The 16,993-nt window shown below is 47.7% G+C and carries 12 protein-coding genes and 1 pseudogene; 12 read left to right on the forward strand and 1 reads right to left on the reverse strand.

The features are described from left to right. Positions 1 to 969 carry an RnfABCDGE type electron transport complex subunit D gene (locus H6629_05380; protein ID MCB9067222.1) on the reverse strand — a complete coding sequence of 323 codons (969 nt, stop codon included), beginning with the start codon at positions 967 to 969 and terminating at the stop codon, positions 1 to 3. 569 nt (positions 970 to 1,538) lie between these two features. On the opposite strand from H6629_05380, the gene H6629_05385 reads away from it, so the two are divergent. From H6629_05385 to H6629_05440, 12 genes and pseudogenes are all read left to right on the forward strand, one after another. After that, the gene (locus H6629_05385; protein ID MCB9067223.1) at positions 1,539 to 1,946 is read left to right on the forward strand and encodes a MerR family DNA-binding protein; all 408 of its coding nucleotides are present in this window, start codon (positions 1,539 to 1,541) and stop codon (positions 1,944 to 1,946) included. A 124-nt stretch (positions 1,947 to 2,070) separates the two neighbouring features. Then, on the forward strand, positions 2,071 to 2,574 hold the full coding sequence (locus H6629_05390) for a hypothetical protein (GenBank protein ID MCB9067224.1): 504 nt from the start codon (positions 2,071 to 2,073) through the stop codon (positions 2,572 to 2,574). Between the two features lie 145 nt (positions 2,575 to 2,719). Continuing rightward, on the forward strand, positions 2,720 to 3,028 hold the full coding sequence (locus tag H6629_05395; protein ID MCB9067225.1) for a DUF2703 domain-containing protein: 309 nt from the start codon (positions 2,720 to 2,722) through the stop codon (positions 3,026 to 3,028). 290 nt (positions 3,029 to 3,318) lie between these two features. Then, positions 3,319 to 3,789, forward strand: coding sequence for a hypothetical protein (locus tag H6629_05400; GenBank protein ID MCB9067226.1), 471 nt, complete (start codon positions 3,319 to 3,321; stop codon positions 3,787 to 3,789). Positions 3,790 to 3,905: 116 nt separating this feature from the next. Then, positions 3,906 to 5,270 (forward strand): TolC family protein, encoded by a 1,365-nt coding sequence (locus H6629_05405; protein MCB9067227.1) that lies wholly within the window; start codon positions 3,906 to 3,908, stop codon positions 5,268 to 5,270. Between the two features lie 101 nt (positions 5,271 to 5,371). Then, complete coding sequence (locus H6629_05410) at positions 5,372 to 6,388, forward strand: efflux RND transporter periplasmic adaptor subunit (protein MCB9067228.1); 1,017 nt, start codon at positions 5,372 to 5,374, stop codon at positions 6,386 to 6,388. Between the two features lie 25 nt (positions 6,389 to 6,413). Beyond that, positions 6,414 to 9,526: pseudogene (locus H6629_05415) on the forward strand (efflux RND transporter permease subunit). Positions 9,527 to 9,603: 77 nt separating this feature from the next. Beyond that, positions 9,604 to 9,936 (forward strand): P-II family nitrogen regulator, encoded by a 333-nt coding sequence (locus H6629_05420; GenBank protein ID MCB9067229.1) that lies wholly within the window; start codon positions 9,604 to 9,606, stop codon positions 9,934 to 9,936. Positions 9,937 to 10,025: 89 nt separating this feature from the next. Next, a complete protein-coding gene (gene cadA, locus H6629_05425; GenBank protein MCB9067230.1) occupies positions 10,026 to 12,110 on the forward strand; it encodes a cadmium-translocating P-type ATPase in 2,085 nt (694 codons plus the stop codon). Positions 12,111 to 12,524: 414 nt separating this feature from the next. Continuing rightward, positions 12,525 to 13,358 carry an IS630 family transposase gene (locus tag H6629_05430; protein MCB9067231.1) on the forward strand — a complete coding sequence of 278 codons (834 nt, stop codon included), beginning with the start codon at positions 12,525 to 12,527 and terminating at the stop codon, positions 13,356 to 13,358. Positions 13,359 to 13,437: 79 nt separating this feature from the next. Next, complete coding sequence (locus H6629_05435; protein ID MCB9067232.1) at positions 13,438 to 15,486, forward strand: PAS domain-containing protein; 2,049 nt, start codon at positions 13,438 to 13,440, stop codon at positions 15,484 to 15,486. Continuing rightward, positions 15,486 to 16,838, forward strand: a complete 1,353-nt coding sequence (locus H6629_05440) for a sigma-54-dependent Fis family transcriptional regulator (GenBank protein MCB9067233.1) — start codon at positions 15,486 to 15,488, stop codon at positions 16,836 to 16,838. Before H6629_05435 ends, H6629_05440 begins: the two co-directional genes overlap by 1 nt. The last annotated feature ends 155 nt before the right edge of the window (positions 16,839 to 16,993 follow it).

Genomic DNA, 16,993 nt, shown 5'->3' on the forward strand with positions numbered 1-16,993 from the left:
TTAATTTGGTTTCACATGGCCATACTTGAGTGGTTGGGTGTAGCGTTCAATGAGCGGGGATATGGCGTTCATCAACAAAATGGCATACATTACCCCTTCCGGCAAGCCGCTAAAAGTACGGATCAATATGATAAGCGATCCAATGCCGAGACCGTATATCCATCTTCCACGGGGCGTCGTTGGGGAAGCAATCATATCAGTGGCCATAAAAAAAGTCCCCAACATAAAACCACCTGAAAATAAATGAAACATGGGATCGACATATTGAGCGGGATTTAATTGCCATAGAACGCTGCTAAATACAATAGAACTACCAAAGATGCCGGCGATAATCCGCCAGTCGGCAATTTTTTTAACTACCAAATACAAACCACCGAGGAGAATAGCAAATACGGATGTCTCCCCCAGGGAACCGCTGATGTTGCCCCAAAACAAATTTGAATATTCGCTGAGTTGATGTTGAAATTTCATGGCAGCTAAGGGAGTTGCCTGAGAAACGGCGTCTATTTGTAAAGACAGAAATTTTTGCCCGGGAAGAGACCAGGTGGTCATCAACACCGGAAATGCCGCCTGCAGAAATGCTCTGCCAACCAGGGCAGGATTAAACTTATTGTGTCCCAATCCACCAAAGATTATTTTTCCCATAACAATGGCAACCACAGCACCCAGCGCGGCTGTCCATAAAGGTATTGCCGGCGGCAGGATCAATGCCAGTAAAATGCCAGTAATCAGGGCACTGCCATCCCCAACAGTTGTTGCTCGTCTGCGCAATTTCTGACAAATATGTTCGGCAAGCAAAGAGGCACCGGAACAAACCACTAAAAGCAACAGCGCTCGCAATCCGAAAAAATATACAGCAGCGCCGATGACCGGAATGAGCGCCCAAATAACCTGGCGCATGATTTTGGGAACACTCTCGCCGGAGTGGAGATGTGGTGATGTGGTTAGGGTTAACGTTCTTTCAGCCATTGCCGGACTCCAAACCGAATTAATGTCTATCCAGTTCTGGGTTCCGGAGATCGGAAGAACGAAAGCAACTTCCATTTTCACTGCCAATTGCACAAGCTCCGAAACGCTTACCCTGTTGGGTGGCTGATCGCGTGACGAAATAAAAGATCACTAATAATCCGATTACAATTAGACTGGTGGTTAATGTTTGAATAAGGATGGTCATAGATGTCTCCTCTTTTTTTCGTTCTATGGAATTAATGAGCAACCCCTATACCATCATTGTTGTAAATTTATAATCTAAATAAAAACAATATCTTAAACGATTTTCAAACTTTTTCAGGGAAAACAGGTTGGAGAATATTCTACAACCCCTGAAGAGTATTCTACGTAAGACAGCAGAAAACATCGGTTAATTTGAAACAGATGAATTCAATTCCGAATGATTGAGAAAAGAACAAAAAGATTTGACTCCGGATTATGGTACGGAGTTTATATTTCGTTCCTGTAAAGAATTTATTATAATAAATTAATAATTTATGGAACCCCGTACTATACTCCGGGTCGTTATTCTTAGAAGTGAGGTAAATATGAAGCCTTTGACAGTGGGACAACTGGCCAAACGCGCCGGTGTAAATGTGGAAACGATCCGTTATTACGAACGCATTAGGATGATGCCCAAGCCGGAACGCAAGCCTTCCGGCTACCGGATGTACTCGGAAGAAGATTTTACCCAGCTGGCGTTCATCCGTCACGCCAAGGTGCTGGGGTTTACACTCAATGAAATCAAAGAATTGTTGGAGTTACGCGTGGATGCCAAAAGTAATTGCGAGGAAGTGCGGGCCCAAACGGAGGCAAAAATCCACGATATCGATCAGAAGATTGTCTATTTGCAACGCATCCGCGAGGTGCTGACAAAGCTCGCGGATGCCTGTCATCATCGCAAAGATACCGGTGAGTGCCCGATTTTGGATGCGATTGAAAGCGAAGTGTTTTAAAATATTTCAGACAGGATCAATAGCGGAGTGTAAGCGTTTCCTTACATGATAAGCCACCCCTTCCCTGGGACAAGATTGACTGGATCAATTGAAGACAAGAGTAAAAAGGTAAAAGGAATCATAAATGAAAGCGATATGGAATAGAGAAAAGGCGGGGAAGTGGGGCATTTTTGGTGTGATTGTGGGCGCGATTGGCGCGTCGATTTGCTGCATCGGGCCGCTGGTGCTGCTGGCGCTGGGAATCGGGGGCTCCTGGGCAGGAAATCTCGCGGCCTTCGAGACCTATCGCCCGATCTTTATGGGCATCACCTTTGTATTCCTGGGTTTTGCCTATTACCAAGTGTACAAAAAGCCCAAAACAGAAGAGTGCTGCGATACCGATGGGCAGTGCGCCACGCCGCAGCGTAAAAAATTCATGAAAACCACCTTGTGGATCGTTACGGTACTGTCGCTGGGGTTGGTTGCGTTTCCCTATCTCGCGCCGAGCCTGACAGCTGCCGTTCAAAACGCGCCGCCGCCGTCTATATCCCCCCAGAAAGTGGTGCTCACGGTACATAGCATGACCTGTGGCGGCTGCGCATTGACTGTACAGCAAAGCTTGGTCAAAGTCGATGGTGTGTGTAATTAATGCGGAGGTGAGATTTAATCCACCAAAAGCGTTAATTTTGTACGATCCGGTCAAAGTGAGTGTTGATGATTTGACTGCGGCTACGGCGAATATCGGATATCCGTCGGAGTTAAAAGAAAAGTGAAAAACAAAGTTAGGAGAAGACGTGAAAAAAATCGAGTTTCTCTATTTCGAGAATTGCCCCTCTTATATAGCAACACTGGAGAATTTAAAAACTGTCTTGGAAGAAGAAAATATCGATGTGGATTTGGAATTGGTCAATGTTGATTCGCCGGAGAAAGCGTTTGAAGTGGGCTTTTTCGGCTCTCCATCGATCCGGATTGATGGTGTCGATTTGGAAGGGCGCAACGGTAAGCCCAGTTTTTCTTGCCGTATTTATTCTATCGACGACATTATAACAGGCATACCGACGAAACGGTTTATCAGGGAACAGCTTTTTTTCAAAATCATCTAAAATTATCAAAAGCAAAGCAAGATGATGAACTTCCCCCAGTTTTTAAAATAGCCTCTGGAATCCGCCGTTCTGATAATTGCACACTATGAACAAATTAAGTTAATGTTTTTCTATAAATAAAAATATATGCTTAAATAATCGAAAATCTTCAAAAGATATATGCGAATGCTGGTTTTCAAAACATTGAAAAATAATGCCTTGACTTTTAAAAATGGTACACCCAAATTTCATACTAATTTTTTTTTTACCGATTCGATGATAAATAATTTGTAAACCGATTTTTAGAGTCAATGAAAAAATTATTACGATATAAAAAACTTAAACACACTCTAAGCCTTTTTTTTACCTGCATTTTTGCGCTTCATTTTCTCATGCTGCACGGCGGATTATCAGGATATGTGCTTTGTATCGGCACTGATGGCCATATCGCGGTTGAATCCAGCCGTGATCAAGCCAAATGTAACGATCCCGAATCATTGCCTTCTCATACGGAAACGGGTGCTTCGATCATTTTCTCCGGCGCTTTCGCTGCGGAACACTGCGGCCCCTGCTTTGATGTGACACTCCATTCCGAGTGTGAGTATAAGGCCCCAAATCAACAGAACAAATCCACTTTACAAGCACTTTTAATCTTGGTAAATGGCCAGCATTCTTACCAATTCAGCACTGTTGAGGACTTTTTCCAAAACCCTGCCTTTGAACACAAAAACATAAGCAATCCCTCACTTAATATACTTCACTCTATAGTTCTACTGATTTAAACCCTCTGCAACATTTTTTTGCCAATGAAAGCGACGAGGCTTGTCTTCGTGCGTTTCCATTGTCTTTGTACCAAATGATCTAAGTCGAACATAATTTGTTACTTGCAGAGGTAAACATGATTTGGAAACATCTCCATCTATATGGACTGATCTTACTATTTTTGATTTCCGGGTGCGCGGCCCATCGAACCAACGCCCGGCTGCCGGAGCCGCGGCCGCTGACAGCGGATTATAATCGATATCTTCCCCCATCGCCGCAGGAGACAGCCGATACCGCTTCCTATTTGCAGGAAAACCCGGCGGGCGTTATTACCCTGCGGCAGGCGCTTTCACTGGCGCTTTTGCAAAACCCGGCGCTGGCGTCTTTTTCTTATGAAATTCGCGCAGCAGAGGCACGGGCGCTGCAAGCCAGTCTTTACCCAAATCCGGAACTGGGAATTGAACTGGGAAATTTTGCCGGCAGCGGGGCATTCAGCGGAAGCGGTGAATTGGAAACCACCCTGTCTTTAGGGCAATCAATTTTATTAGGCGGCAAACGGGGTAAGGCAGTGCGGGCCGCAGCCCTGGAAAGCGACCTGGCTGCCTGGGGTTACGAAAGCGCCCGGTTGGATGTATTTACGGAAGTGCGCCGGGCATTTGTTGAAGTTCTTTCTGACCAACAGCGCGTGAAGCTGAATGAAGAACTGGCGCAGTTGGCCGAACAACTCCTGCAAACCATCAGCGAACGAGTGAAGGCTGGAAAAGTATCCCCCGCTGAGTTGTCGCGGGCGCGGGTGCGCTTATCCACACAGCAGATGGAACTGGAGCGCGCCCGCCGGGAATTAGACGCTGCACGGACACGGCTGGTCGCAGTCTGGGGAAGCCGAAACGCTGGATTCATGCGGGCTGCAGGTTTATTGGATACACTCTATTCCATCCCGCCGCAGGAAAAACTAACACCACTGCTCCTGCAAAATCCCGATTTAGCCCGATTTGCCACGGAACTGGAACAGCGCCAGGCGGTCGTCGCTTTGGAAGACGCCCTGCGCATTCCCGATCCAACTATCAGCGGTGGGGTACGGCGCTTAAACGGAAGCGATGATAACGCCGTTGTTGCCGGGATATCCATTCCCCTGCCTTTTTCCAACCGCAATCAGGGCGCCCGGCAGGAAGCGCGAGTTCGTTTATTGCAGACCTTGCGGGAAAAACAGGCCGTAGAAGTGCAGCTTAACGCAGCGCTATCGCAGGCCTACAGCAGTCTGCAAAATGTGTTTAACGAAGCGACAACCCTGCGCGATCAAATTTTACCGGAAGCGCAAAAGGCGTTTGACACCATCAACAATGGTTATTTGCAAGGGCGATTTAATTTTCTGGATGTGCTGGACGCCCAGCGCACCCTCTTTGAAGCCCGCGGCCAATACCTGCGCGCCCTGGCAGATTTTCATACTGTCACGGCAGAAATCGAACGTTTAATCGCTCAAGAAATCAACACTATAAAATAACGAAAGCAATCCCGATAAAATCACTCCCATCCGGGGAGTAAATCGGATGAAATCACAAATGATTTCAAAAGTGAAATCTTATAACGCAAAGGTAAAGTATCATGAATGGAAGTAATAAATTAATCATCGCTCTTACGCTGATCCTGGGGGTGGTTGTGGGGATGATTGTGCAGGAGTTTGTTTTTTCGGCAAATGACAGCCATTCGCCAGGCAGTGTGGAAAGCGGTGAGGAGCATAGCGGACATAATGAAGCCGGCGGAGATGCGGAAAACGACGAGGAAAACGGGCATGGCGAAGAAATTGCACGCCTGAGTAATGAAGAACTGCAGGAATTTGGGATCGAACTGGCCACCGCCGGGGAAGGCCAAATTCAATTGCATATCGACTTGACCGGTGAAATCAAAATCGATCCCGACCGGCTGGCGCACATTACCCCGCGCTTTTCCGGTATCGTTAAAACGGTGCATAAAAAGATTGGTGATAAAGTCAAAAAAGGTGAAGTGTTGGCTGTTATCGAAAGCAACGAAAGCCTGGCGCCTTATGAAGTTACTTCGCTTATTGACGGCACGGTGATCGAAATGCACCTTACCAAAGGCGAAGTGATTAGCGATGCCAGCCATGACATTGTGGTTGCTGACCTCAGCTATGTGTGGGCGGATTTAAACGTATATCAAAAAGACCTGCCGTTTATCGGAACCGGCCAAATGGCGGTCATCTCCGGGGGTGTGAAAATGCCGGATGCGCAGGGCAAAATTTCCTACATCAGCCCGGTAGTGGATGAGGCAACTCGTACAGCCATTGCCCGGGTGGTAGTGCCCAACCACAATGGTCACTGGCGTCCCGGTTTGTTCGTTAACGGGCGGATAGTGACTGAATCGGTAACCGCATCCACGGTAGTGCCGAAAACCGCATTGGAAACCTATGAAGACCAGACTGTGATTTTCGTGAAAACCGCGGACGGTTTTAAACCACAGCCGGTGACTATTGGGCGCAGCAACCTTGCCAATGTGGAGATTCTGTCCGGGTTGAAACCGGGAGTGATGTATGTTGCCAAAGGTGGGTTCACGCTGAAAGCTGAACTGCAAAAGGAATCCTTCGGCGGCGGCCACGGGCATTAAAAACACTTAAAAAAAAGGTAAGGCAATGAACAAGACCATAGATTTTGTTTTGAAAAACCGCCTACTGATGATCGTGCTGGCTGCGCTGATTATCGCCGGCGGCTATTACAGCTATCAAAAGTTGCCGATAGACGCATTCCCGGATGTCTCCCCCAACCTGGTGCAGGTCTTTACAGTTACCGAAGGGCTGGCCCCGGAAGAGGTGGAAAAATACGTGACCTACCCGGTGGAAGTGGCCATGAACGGGCTACCGAATTTGAAAAATATCCGTTCAATATCCAACTTCGGTCTCTCGGTGGTGAACGTTTATTTTGACGACGGCACCGAAATTTACTTTTCCCGTCAACTGGTGAACGAGCGCTTGCAGGAGGCGCGGGAGCAGATTCCCGCAGGCTTCGGTGATCCGGTGATGGGACCGATCTCCACCGGAATGGGGTTGGTGCTCTTTTATTATTTAGAGGACACCACCGGCCAATATTCGCTGCAAGAGCTGCGCACCATTCAGGACTGGCTGATCAAATTCCAGTTGCAGACCGTTCCCGGCGTCACGGAAGTGCTGGGCATCGGCGGTTGGGAAAAGCAGTATCACACCGTTTTAGACCCCAACGCTCTGCTGCGCTATGACGTCACCGTAAATGAGATCATTGATAAAATAAAAGCCAACAACCTGAACGTGGGCGCCCAGTTTATTGAGAAAAACGCTGAAGAATTCATTGTGCGCTCGGTTGGGCTGGCTTCCACTATCGAAGATATGGAAAATATTGTCGTTAAGGCGGAAGATGGCATCCCGGTTTATTTGAAAGAATTAGCCGATATCCGTACCGGGGGCGCCATCCGGCGGGGCGTGCAGACCCGCAACGGCATCAGCGAAGTGGTTTCCGGGATGGTGATCAAACTGTTCGGTAGCAATTCTTCCACGGTCATTGGGCGGGTGGAGGACAAAATGGCGGAAATCAACAATATTCTGCCGGAAGGGATCCGAATTGTGCCCTACTACGAGCAGAAAACCCTGGTGGAAGCCTGCGTGAACACAGTTACCGACGCCTTGCTGCAGGGTATCTTGCTGGTAGCTTTGGTTCTGTTGGTGTTTATGGGATCATTCCGCCCCAGCCTGGTGGTGGCGCTTTCAATTCCCTTTTCCATCCTTTTCGCCATGATCGGTATGTATTATTTTGACATTTCTGCCAACCTCATGTCATTCGGTGGGCTGGCCATTGCTATCGGGATGATGGTTGACGGCACCATTGTGATGGTGGAAAATGTCGATCGCATGCTACGAGAATCGAGTCCCAATGAACCGCGTATCCATGTCGTGGCGCGTGCCTGCAAAGAGGTGGTACAGCCGATCCTGTTTGCTATTTTCATTATCATTGTGGTCTTCCTGCCCTTATTTACCCTGCAAGGGGTGGAGGGAAAAACCTTTCAACCGCTGGCGTATGCAGTGGCGCTTGCCATGTTCGGTTCTTTGATATTTGCGGTGCTATTAGCGCCGGTGTTATCAGACATTTTCATGCGCCGTCCCCAAAAACAACAAAGCGACGGCGAATCCAATGAAATTTTTTTGGTTCGCTGTTTGATGAAAATTTACCGCCCGGTGGTGACTTTTTTCGTCAAACGGCGCTCCCTGGCCATCGTTTTAGCAACAATATTAATGATCATCGGTCTGGCCATATTTCCGCGATTAGGCTCCGAATTTACCCCTACCTTGCAGGAAGGCACCATCGTAATGCGCCTGACCATGGCGCCCTCTATTTCACTCACTGAGAGCACCCGCATTACCCAGATTGCCGAGCGTCGCCTGATGAAAATTCCGGAAGTCACCGGTGCAGTCACCCGCATCGGGCGGGGGGAAGTGGGCGCGCATACCGATCCCATCAACAGCGCGGAAATGTACGTGCTGCTGAAACCGAAGGAAGAATGGCGCAGCGCGGAAACCCAGCAGGAACTGGAAGAAGTGATCCGTGAACGGGTTGCTGAAATTCCCGGGGTGCTGGTCAACTTTACCCAGCCGATCCAGATGACGGTGGATGAATTATTAGAAGGGGTGCGGGCGGAACTGGCCATCAAGCTGTTTGGCGATGATCTGGATGTGTTGAAGCAAGAGGCCGATGAAATTGTAGCGGTTATCAGCCGGGTGCGCGGCGCGGCAGACGTTCAGGCTGACCAGGTCAGCGGCACGCCGCAGTTGCTCATCAAAGTGGACCGCCACGCCATCGCTCGCTACGGGATCAACATCTCCGACGTTCAGCAAGTGATCCGGGCAGCGGTCGGCGGGGAAACTGCCGGGCAGATTTTTGAAGGCATCCGCCGCTTTGATGTACTGGTGCGCTTTGCGGAGGACTTTCGCAACACACCGGAAGCGATCGAAGAGATATTGATCTCTGCCCCGAACGGAACAAAAGTGCCCCTGGCGCAACTGGCGACTGTGGAAGAGATTGTCGGCCCGCGGCAGATCACCCGTGAAAACAACAGCCGATTTATTACCATCCAGTGTAATGTCATTGGCGTGATATCGGCTCCTTCGTCGAGGAAGGCCCAAAAAGCCATCAGCGAAAATGTTCAACTACCGCCCGGCTACCTGGTAACCTGGGGCGGACAGTTCCGCTTGCAGCAGGAAGCCAATAAACGCCTGGCGGTGGTCATTCCGATTACATTGTTGATCATCTTTTGCTGTTATTCTCCAGCTTTAACTCCCTCAAAAATACCTTTTTGATTTTGCTGAACATTCCCCTGGCGCTGGTTGGCGGGGTAGTGGGATTATGGCTGACCGGTCAGAATCTCTCCGTGCCCTCCTCAGTGGGATTCATTGCCCTGTTCGGCATTGCCCTGGAAAACGGAATGGTGCTGGTAACTTACCTGAACCAACTTCTGAAAGATGGGGTAAAAATGGATGAGGCATCCATTCATGGCGCACTGCTGCGATTGCGCCCGGTGCTGATGACAGCCATTACCACTGCTTTGGGATTGATTCCCCTGTTGCTTTCCAGCGGCACCGGCAGTGAGGTGCAGCGACCGCTGGCGACGGTGGTGATCGGGGGATTAGTGACTTCCACTATCCTCACGCTGCTGGTCATTCCGGCAATTTACAATTGGTTTGCGGTGGAGGTTGCACCGGAACGAGCAGCTTTGAATCAGTAACCTGCTTTAGTTTGCAGGGAGGGCATAACACCTCCCTGCATCAATTTTACAATCCCAATAGTAAAAGGAAAAATAAGATGAAACAGATTATCGCTTACATAAAACCACACAAATTAAGCCCGGTGACAATGGCGCTGCACAAAATTGAAGGTTTAACTGGAATGAGTGTGAATGATGTTCGCGGATTTGGGCGCGGCAGGGGCAACCCTTCAATCAAGGAGCAACTGTATGATTTTGTGCCACATGTGAAGATTGAAATCGTTTGCCTCGACGTATTGGTGAATGAAATCGTTGATGCCATTCAAAAGAACGCCCACACCGGATTGCGGGGCGACGGCAAAATCTATGTGGCGGAAGTGCTGGATGCTGTACGCATCAGCAGCGATAAACGGGGCGAGGAAGCGGTATGATTCAGAAGCAGACGCAGCTTCTTCAATAGCGAGCCACCTTCCCGAGAATTTAAAAATAAATCAGCAGTTATAAATTGGAAAGTGAAGTCATGCAAAAATATACTTTAAAAAATCTGGATTGCGCCGCCTGTGCCGCCAAAATAGAAAACGGTTTGGCCCGGCTTGAGGAGGTTAAGTTCGTTTCCGTGAATTTCGCCACCTCAACCCTGCTGCTGGATTCCAACAACCCCCAAAAAACCCTGGCCAGGATCAAAGAGTTGGAACCTGATGTGGAGGTTGTGGAAACCGCTACGCCATCGCTCGGTGTTTCTAAGTCTGGGTTGTTGGAAAACAGAGCGGAATTGACTCGGATTTTTTTAACCATCCTGTTCTTGATCGGCGGAATATTCTTCGAAGATCGGCTCCATAATTCTCCTTTCCGGATCGGGGAATACCTGGTTTACGGCATTGCTTATCTTATCAGCGGTTATAAAGTCATTTGGGGAGCGATAAAAAATATCATTAAAGGCCGGGTTTTCGACGAGCAGTTTTTGATGACCATCGCTACCCTGGGCGCCATTGCAATTGATGAAATGCCGGAAGCAGTAGCGGTGATGCTGTTTTATGTGGTCGGCGAATTTTTCCAGGATTTGGCGGTGAATCGTTCCCGAAAATCGGTGCAATCCCTCCTGGCCTTAAAGCCGGATTACGCTAATCTAAAATTGAATGGAGAACTTCAGCAGGTAGCGCCGGAAACTGTAAGCGTCGGCCAGACCATTGTGGTTAAAGCCGGCGAAAAAATCCCGCTCGACGGCGAAGTTTTAGAGGGGCAGTCCTTTGTGAATACCTCAGCTTTGACTGGTGAATCCGTGCCCGTAAAAGCACGCCCCAACGACACGGTGCTATCGGGAATGATTAACCAGTCCGGTGTGTTAACTGTAAAAGTGAGTAAACCCTACCGGGAATCATCCATTGCCAGGATTTTGGAATTGGTTGAAAATGCCGCCAGTAAAAAGGCCGAGACGGAAAAATTTATTACCACTTTTGCCAGGTATTACACGCCGGCAGTCGTTTTTGGCGCCTTGGCTTTGGCTATAATTCCGCCGCTACTCCTTTCCGACGCCACTTTTGCGGACTGGATTTACCGCGCTCTGGTGGTTCTGGTGATCTCCTGCCCCTGCGCTTTGGTGATCAGTATTCCACTGGGTTATTTCGGCGGGATAGGAGGCGCTGCAAAGAAAGGAATTTTGGTAAAAGGCTCCAACTATCTTGATGCGCTCAATCAACTCAAAGTGGTGGTGTTCGACAAAACCGGTACGCTTACCAAAGGCGAATTTCGAGTGTCTGAAATTGTTACCGAAAATGGATTCTCTGAAGCACAAGTACTACAATATGCCGCCCTTGCCGAAGCCAATTCCAATCACCCCATCGCCACAGCTATATTGGATGCTTTTGCTCAGAAGGTGAATCTTTCCGGAGTGGAGGAAATAAATGAGATTTCCGGGCATGGCATTATCGCCAGAGTGAACGGTCAGGTAATTACCGTTGGAAACGATCGCTTATTGCACAGGGAGAATATTGCTCATCAACGGTGCAATGTCGAAGGAACTGTGGCGCATCTGGCTGTGGATCATACATACGCTGGGTATATTATTATTTCCGACCAATTGAAGGAGGATGCTCTGGAAGCCATTGAGAAACTAAGCGCCAGGAACATTAAAACAGTGATGTTAACCGGAGACAACAAAACCGCCGCTGAAGCAGTGGCCAGGAAACTGAAAATCAGCCAGTTTTATTACGAGTTGCTACCGCAAGATAAGGTAAGCCATCTGGAACGGATCATAGCCGAAAATAAGCCGGGCAAGGTAGCATTTGTTGGCGACGGGATCAATGACGCCCCGGTGCTGGCCCGCGCGGATGTCGGGATTGCCATGGGCGCTATAGGCTCAGACGCCGCTATCGAAACTGCCGACGTGGTGCTGATGGCCGATCATCCTTCTAAGGTGGCTACCGCTGTAGAAGTGGCCAAGAAAACTCGGAAAATAGTTTGGCAGAATATTATTTTCGCCTTGGGCGTAAAATTGTTGTTTATCATCCTGGGTGTGGCGGGCGTGGCTACCATGTGGGAGGCGGTTTTCGGCGATATGGGTGTTGCTTTAGCAGCCATTTTTAATGCCATGCGGGTGAAAAATTAGTTTTAGCTTTAGCCGGTTCAGATAGTCGCTTGATTACATCTTCTACCGGATTCGTTGGTTGTAATATCCGGGCGACGGCAAAATCTATATGACGGAAGTGCTGAATACTGTTCGCAGCAACAGCGTTAAACGGGGCGAGGAGGTGGCATGGACCAAAGCCTGAATCATTAGTCTGGTAAGCTCAACCATGCTAACCCTGCTGGTTATTCCGGCGCTCTACAAATGGTTTGCAATTGACGAAATTTAACGACAATAGAAGAGACATCCCGCCAGGATGTCTCTTCTATTGTCAAACTGGCTTGGCATACAAAAATTCAGAAAGGAACAGGCAGTGGCACATCATCACAACCACGCGCATAGCCATGCGACATACGGTAAAATCAAAACCGCCGCAACGGCTCCTCAACAAAGCAGATGCTTAGCAGCCACGGTGAGGTAGAACTTCAAATTGCCCAGTACCGCAACAGAGAATTTAAGCCGGTATTGATCGAAAGAATACAAAAGCTTGGCTATTCCCCTCACGAGAGTGTTCGAAAGGTCTTAAAAAAACAAATTAAACCCTGGTTGTCGGAACAGTGGTGCATTGGACAAATTACTGGATCCTATCTTTGGCATATGGAGGATGTCCTCGATCAATATGAACAGCCTTGTGATCCATTGCGTCCCTTGATTTGCTTTGATGAGCGTCCCTGTTTCTTGATTGGAGATGCCGGCGCCATCATTCCCATGTCACCGGGCAAGACCAAATGGTTTCACTATGAATACAAAAAGAACGGGTCCTGCTGTGTATTACTTGCTTTTGATGTCCATCGTGGGTTCCACTATGTCGAAGTCAGGGAACGAAGAACCGCTGTTGACTATAGTGAATTTATGAAAAACATGGTTGAACGTCATTATTCTCATGTAGAGAAGATCCGTTTGATTCAGGATAATCTCAATACCCATACCCCCGGTTCGTTTTACAAGGTGATGTCCGCCAGAGAAGCCTTCGAACTGGGTCAGAAATTCGAACTGCACTATACGCCGAAGAAAGCCAGTTGGCTGAACATGGCAGAGATAGAGTTTGCCGCATTATCCAGGCAATGCCTCAACCGACGAATTGCCGATTATCCGACAATGGTCAAAGGGGTTGAAGCCTGGGCTTTCAGACGCAACCTGGACGGCACAACCGTTAACTGGAAATTCGCAAAAATCGACGCCCGGAATAAGCTGGGGCGTCATTACAAGGACATACAAGAATTAATTTGACAAACTACTTAGTAAACCTATGTGTTATTAGTTTACATCTGTTAAATGGTCATGGCATTTTTTAGTAAGGGTCAATATAATGAACGAAACAGAACAATTTACATTACCCAAAAGATTGGGGACGATCCGTCCGAAGTTTATCGTATCGCTTGTTGCTATCCTGGCCTTTTTAGGAATCTTGGCAGGTTATTTTGAAATCAATCAGAGTCGCAAAAATGTGATGACTCTTTTGCAGAACGAAGCAGAAACAGTTACTGCCGCGCTATCCATCAGCGCCGAAAATGCAGTTGAGTCATACCGGGAATTTGAAAAATACATCGAAATTCACCTCTTCACTACGGCGCTTCTGTTAAATCATCTGGAAAGAGAAAAGGCTCTCTCGAAATCCCGTTTCGAAAAACTGATGCAAGATAGCGGCGCAGCGAAATCTTTTTATGTCACAGACCGTGGTGTTTTACAAAAATTTATATATCCGCAGAATGCTGTACATAATTTTGAAACAGAAAAAGTGGCAAATTTTGTCGAATCATTGTTTTCTCAGGACCTCAACAGAACGAGTGGGTATGTTGAGGATTGGGAGGGAAAAGTTCATTTTGCGGTCGCCTTACGTAGCACTGTTCAAACCGCCTGGGTGCTTTGTGCAAATCCTGCGGTACTGCTCGATCTGCGCAAGCGAGTGGGTATTGGTCAACTTATTCAGGATATTGGTGGACATGAGGAAATTGCCTATATCGTTTTACAAGATGAAAAGGGCATTATCTCGGCAACAAAAAATGTAACCCGCATGCCCACATTGAAAACAGATTCATTTTTACAACAAGCTATCGCCGGAGACAGTCTTTTGACCCGTGTGACAAAATTTGACGATCAGGAAGTTTTTGAAGCGGTAAAACCATTGATGGTAGATGAGGAATTGTTGGGGTTGATACGCGTGGGGTTACGCATGCATGCCGCCAACAAGGCCGTGACGCAAACCATTCAACGGGCAATCGCGGTAATTTTTGGCTTTATCGTCATCGGAGTGATTTTGTTCAACTTTTGGGTCTCCAATCAAAATTATGCCTTACTCAATGATGCCTATACCAAAATTAAAACCTATACCGGAAATATATTGGAAAATATGGCCGATGCCGTGGTAGCGGTCAATCGAGAAGGTCGCATTACCTTATTTAACCGGGCGGCAGATATATTATTTAATTGCCCTTCTGAGGAAACGCTTGGCAAATCCTGTCACGACATTATCGGCCAACAGACATCCTTGTTAGACGAAGCTTTATCAACCGGGCAAGTCGTTCGCGATCAGGAAGTGATTTACCGGTTGAATGAGCGCCAGGTGGTACTTTCGGTGACTACTATACTTTTGTATAACGATACCGGTGAAGTTGAATCTGCAGTGGCGGTAATCAAAGACTTAACGGAGAAAAAATCCTACGAAGAGAGATTGAGACGCCATGAAAAGCTAACGGCTATGGGAGAACTCGCTTCGGGTGTAGCCCATGAAATCCGGAACCCCTTGAATGCCATCAGTATAACTGCCCAGCGGTTTGCCTATGAATTTCAGTCAACGGAAAGACTTGAGGAATATCGGAATTTGGCTAACTCGGTGGTTACTGCCACCCGGCAAGTCAGCGCTATCATCGAACGATTTTTGGCATTTGCCCGCCCGCCCAAATTAGAGTTGAGGATGCATAAATTGACCGATATTGCCGAGGCAGCCATTACACTTGTGGAAAGCCAGGCAAAAGAACAGGGCGTTACCATCCACTATGATGTTGTTAATGATACTGAATTGTTGATCGATGCGCAGCAAATGGAGCAGGTATACATCAACTTACTTCAAAATGCTATTCACGCTACTCCTGCCAAAGGCAAAATCACAATACATCTGTACCGGCGAGACCGGTTTGCGATTGTGGAAATTGCCGACACGGGAACTGGGATGACGCCAGCGCATTTGGATCGCATTTTTGATTTGTATTTTACCACCAAAGAGAACGGTACGGGTATGGGTTTAAGCATTTCTCACCGGATTGTTTCCGAGCATGACGGGAGAATCGATGTGATGAGCCAGGTCGGACACGGCACGAATTTCAAAATCTTCTTACCAATTAAAGAAAGGACAGTTTGATGTCAGCATATCGTATTTTGATAATCGATGATGAGCCCATGCAGTTAAAAGCGCTTGCGGGTTTTCTCCGGAATAAAGGCTTCGGTGTAGAAGAGACGACTTTGGCAATTGAAGGGATTCAATTGATGAGAAGGCACCCAATCGACCTGGTTTTAACGGATTTCAAAATGCCCGGGAAAAATGGCATGGAGGTTCTGATGGAAGCCAAAGCGATTAACCCCGAGATTGATGTTGTACTGATGACCGCTTTTGGCAGCATCGAGTCGGCGAAGGAAGCGCTCAAACGCGGGGCCATTGATTACCTGACCAAACCAATTGATCTGCTTCAGCTTGAGCACATGATCAAAAAAAACCTGGAGAGAAAACAGTTAATTTCTGAAAACCGACGTTTAAAGGAACAGCTTGCTGAGAAAACACGATTCAAAAATATCATCAGCCATAGTCGGGAAATGGAAGAGGTGTTGAGCAGGGCAGCTCGCGTGGCAGTGAGTAAAGCAACGGTTTTGATCCGTGGGGAAAGCGGCACTGGCAAGGAACAAATCGCTCTTGCCATTCATGCGGCCAGTCCCCGAAAAGATGGTTCGTTTGTCGCGGTCAACTGCGCGGCCCTGTCGGAAACGTTGCTGGAAACAGAATTATTTGGGCATGAAAAGGGCGCTTTTACCGGGGCTGTACAACAGGTAAAAGGGCGGTTTGAGCGGGCCCACGGCGGTACCCTGTTTATTGATGAGGTAGGAGATATTCCCACGGGTGTTCAGGTAAAACTGCTTCGGGCCATTCAGGAACAGGCCTTTGAACGCGTCGGGGGCACCGAAATAATTCAGGTTGATACGCGGATAATTGCAGCTACCAACCGCGATCTGGAAAACCTCGTCAAAACAGGAAAGTTCCGGGAAGATCTTTACTACCGTTTGAATGTGGTGAGTGTCATTGTGCCGCCCTTGCGGGAACGCCGAAGCGATATTGCACCACTGATCAATCATTTTTTGCAAAAATTCTCAGATGAAAATCAAAAAAAGATGAAGCGGGCGTCGAAAGAAGCGTTGGATTTATTAATGAAGTATGATTATCCCGGCAATGTCCGGGAGTTGGAAAATATTATCGAGCAAGCAGTGGTACTCAGTAGGGGTGAGCTCATTACAAGCGATGATTTGCCACTTACCGTTCAGGAAAAACAAAGCGAGCAAGAGCTCTCAACCGGTGATCTGGAAGAGAGGGTGGCTGCGTATGAGCAAAAACTCATTCAGCAGGCTTTGGATAAAACAGGTGGTGTGCAGACGAAGGCTGCAGAGCTTTTGGGGCTTAGCGAACGAAATTTGCGTTACAAATTAAAGAAACATGGTATGAAGTAATCGACCGCTGCGGTCGATGAAATCGACGAATTTGGTCGATTGATATTTTTACCTCTCTTAAGTACAAAATTTTCAAAAACGATAACTCATTGATTTACAGCTGCTTGGAGCATTGTCTGAGCGGCTATTATTATATTGGCATATCTATTGCCCGT

The sequence above is a fragment of the Calditrichia bacterium genome (assembly GCA_020634975.1).
Classification (GTDB): Bacteria; Calditrichota; Calditrichia; order RBG-13-44-9; family J075; genus JACKAQ01.

Coding starts and splice junctions, on each gene's coding strand:
- H6629_05380 (MCB9067222.1), bottom strand. CDS start 969: ATGGCTGAAAGAACGTTAACCCTAACCACATCACCACATCTCCACTCC.
- H6629_05385 (MCB9067223.1), top strand. CDS start 1,539: ATGAAGCCTTTGACAGTGGGACAACTGGCCAAACGCGCCGGTGTAAAT.
- H6629_05390 (MCB9067224.1), top strand. CDS start 2,071: ATGAAAGCGATATGGAATAGAGAAAAGGCGGGGAAGTGGGGCATTTTT.
- H6629_05400 (MCB9067226.1), top strand. CDS start 3,319: ATGAAAAAATTATTACGATATAAAAAACTTAAACACACTCTAAGCCTT.
- H6629_05405 (MCB9067227.1), top strand. CDS start 3,906: ATGATTTGGAAACATCTCCATCTATATGGACTGATCTTACTATTTTTG.
- H6629_05410 (MCB9067228.1), top strand. CDS start 5,372: ATGAATGGAAGTAATAAATTAATCATCGCTCTTACGCTGATCCTGGGG.
- H6629_05420 (MCB9067229.1), top strand. CDS start 9,604: ATGAAACAGATTATCGCTTACATAAAACCACACAAATTAAGCCCGGTG.
- cadA (MCB9067230.1), top strand. CDS start 10,026: ATGCAAAAATATACTTTAAAAAATCTGGATTGCGCCGCCTGTGCCGCC.
- H6629_05430 (MCB9067231.1), top strand. CDS start 12,525: ATGCTTAGCAGCCACGGTGAGGTAGAACTTCAAATTGCCCAGTACCGC.
- H6629_05435 (MCB9067232.1), top strand. CDS start 13,438: ATGAACGAAACAGAACAATTTACATTACCCAAAAGATTGGGGACGATC.
- H6629_05440 (MCB9067233.1), top strand. CDS start 15,486: ATGTCAGCATATCGTATTTTGATAATCGATGATGAGCCCATGCAGTTA.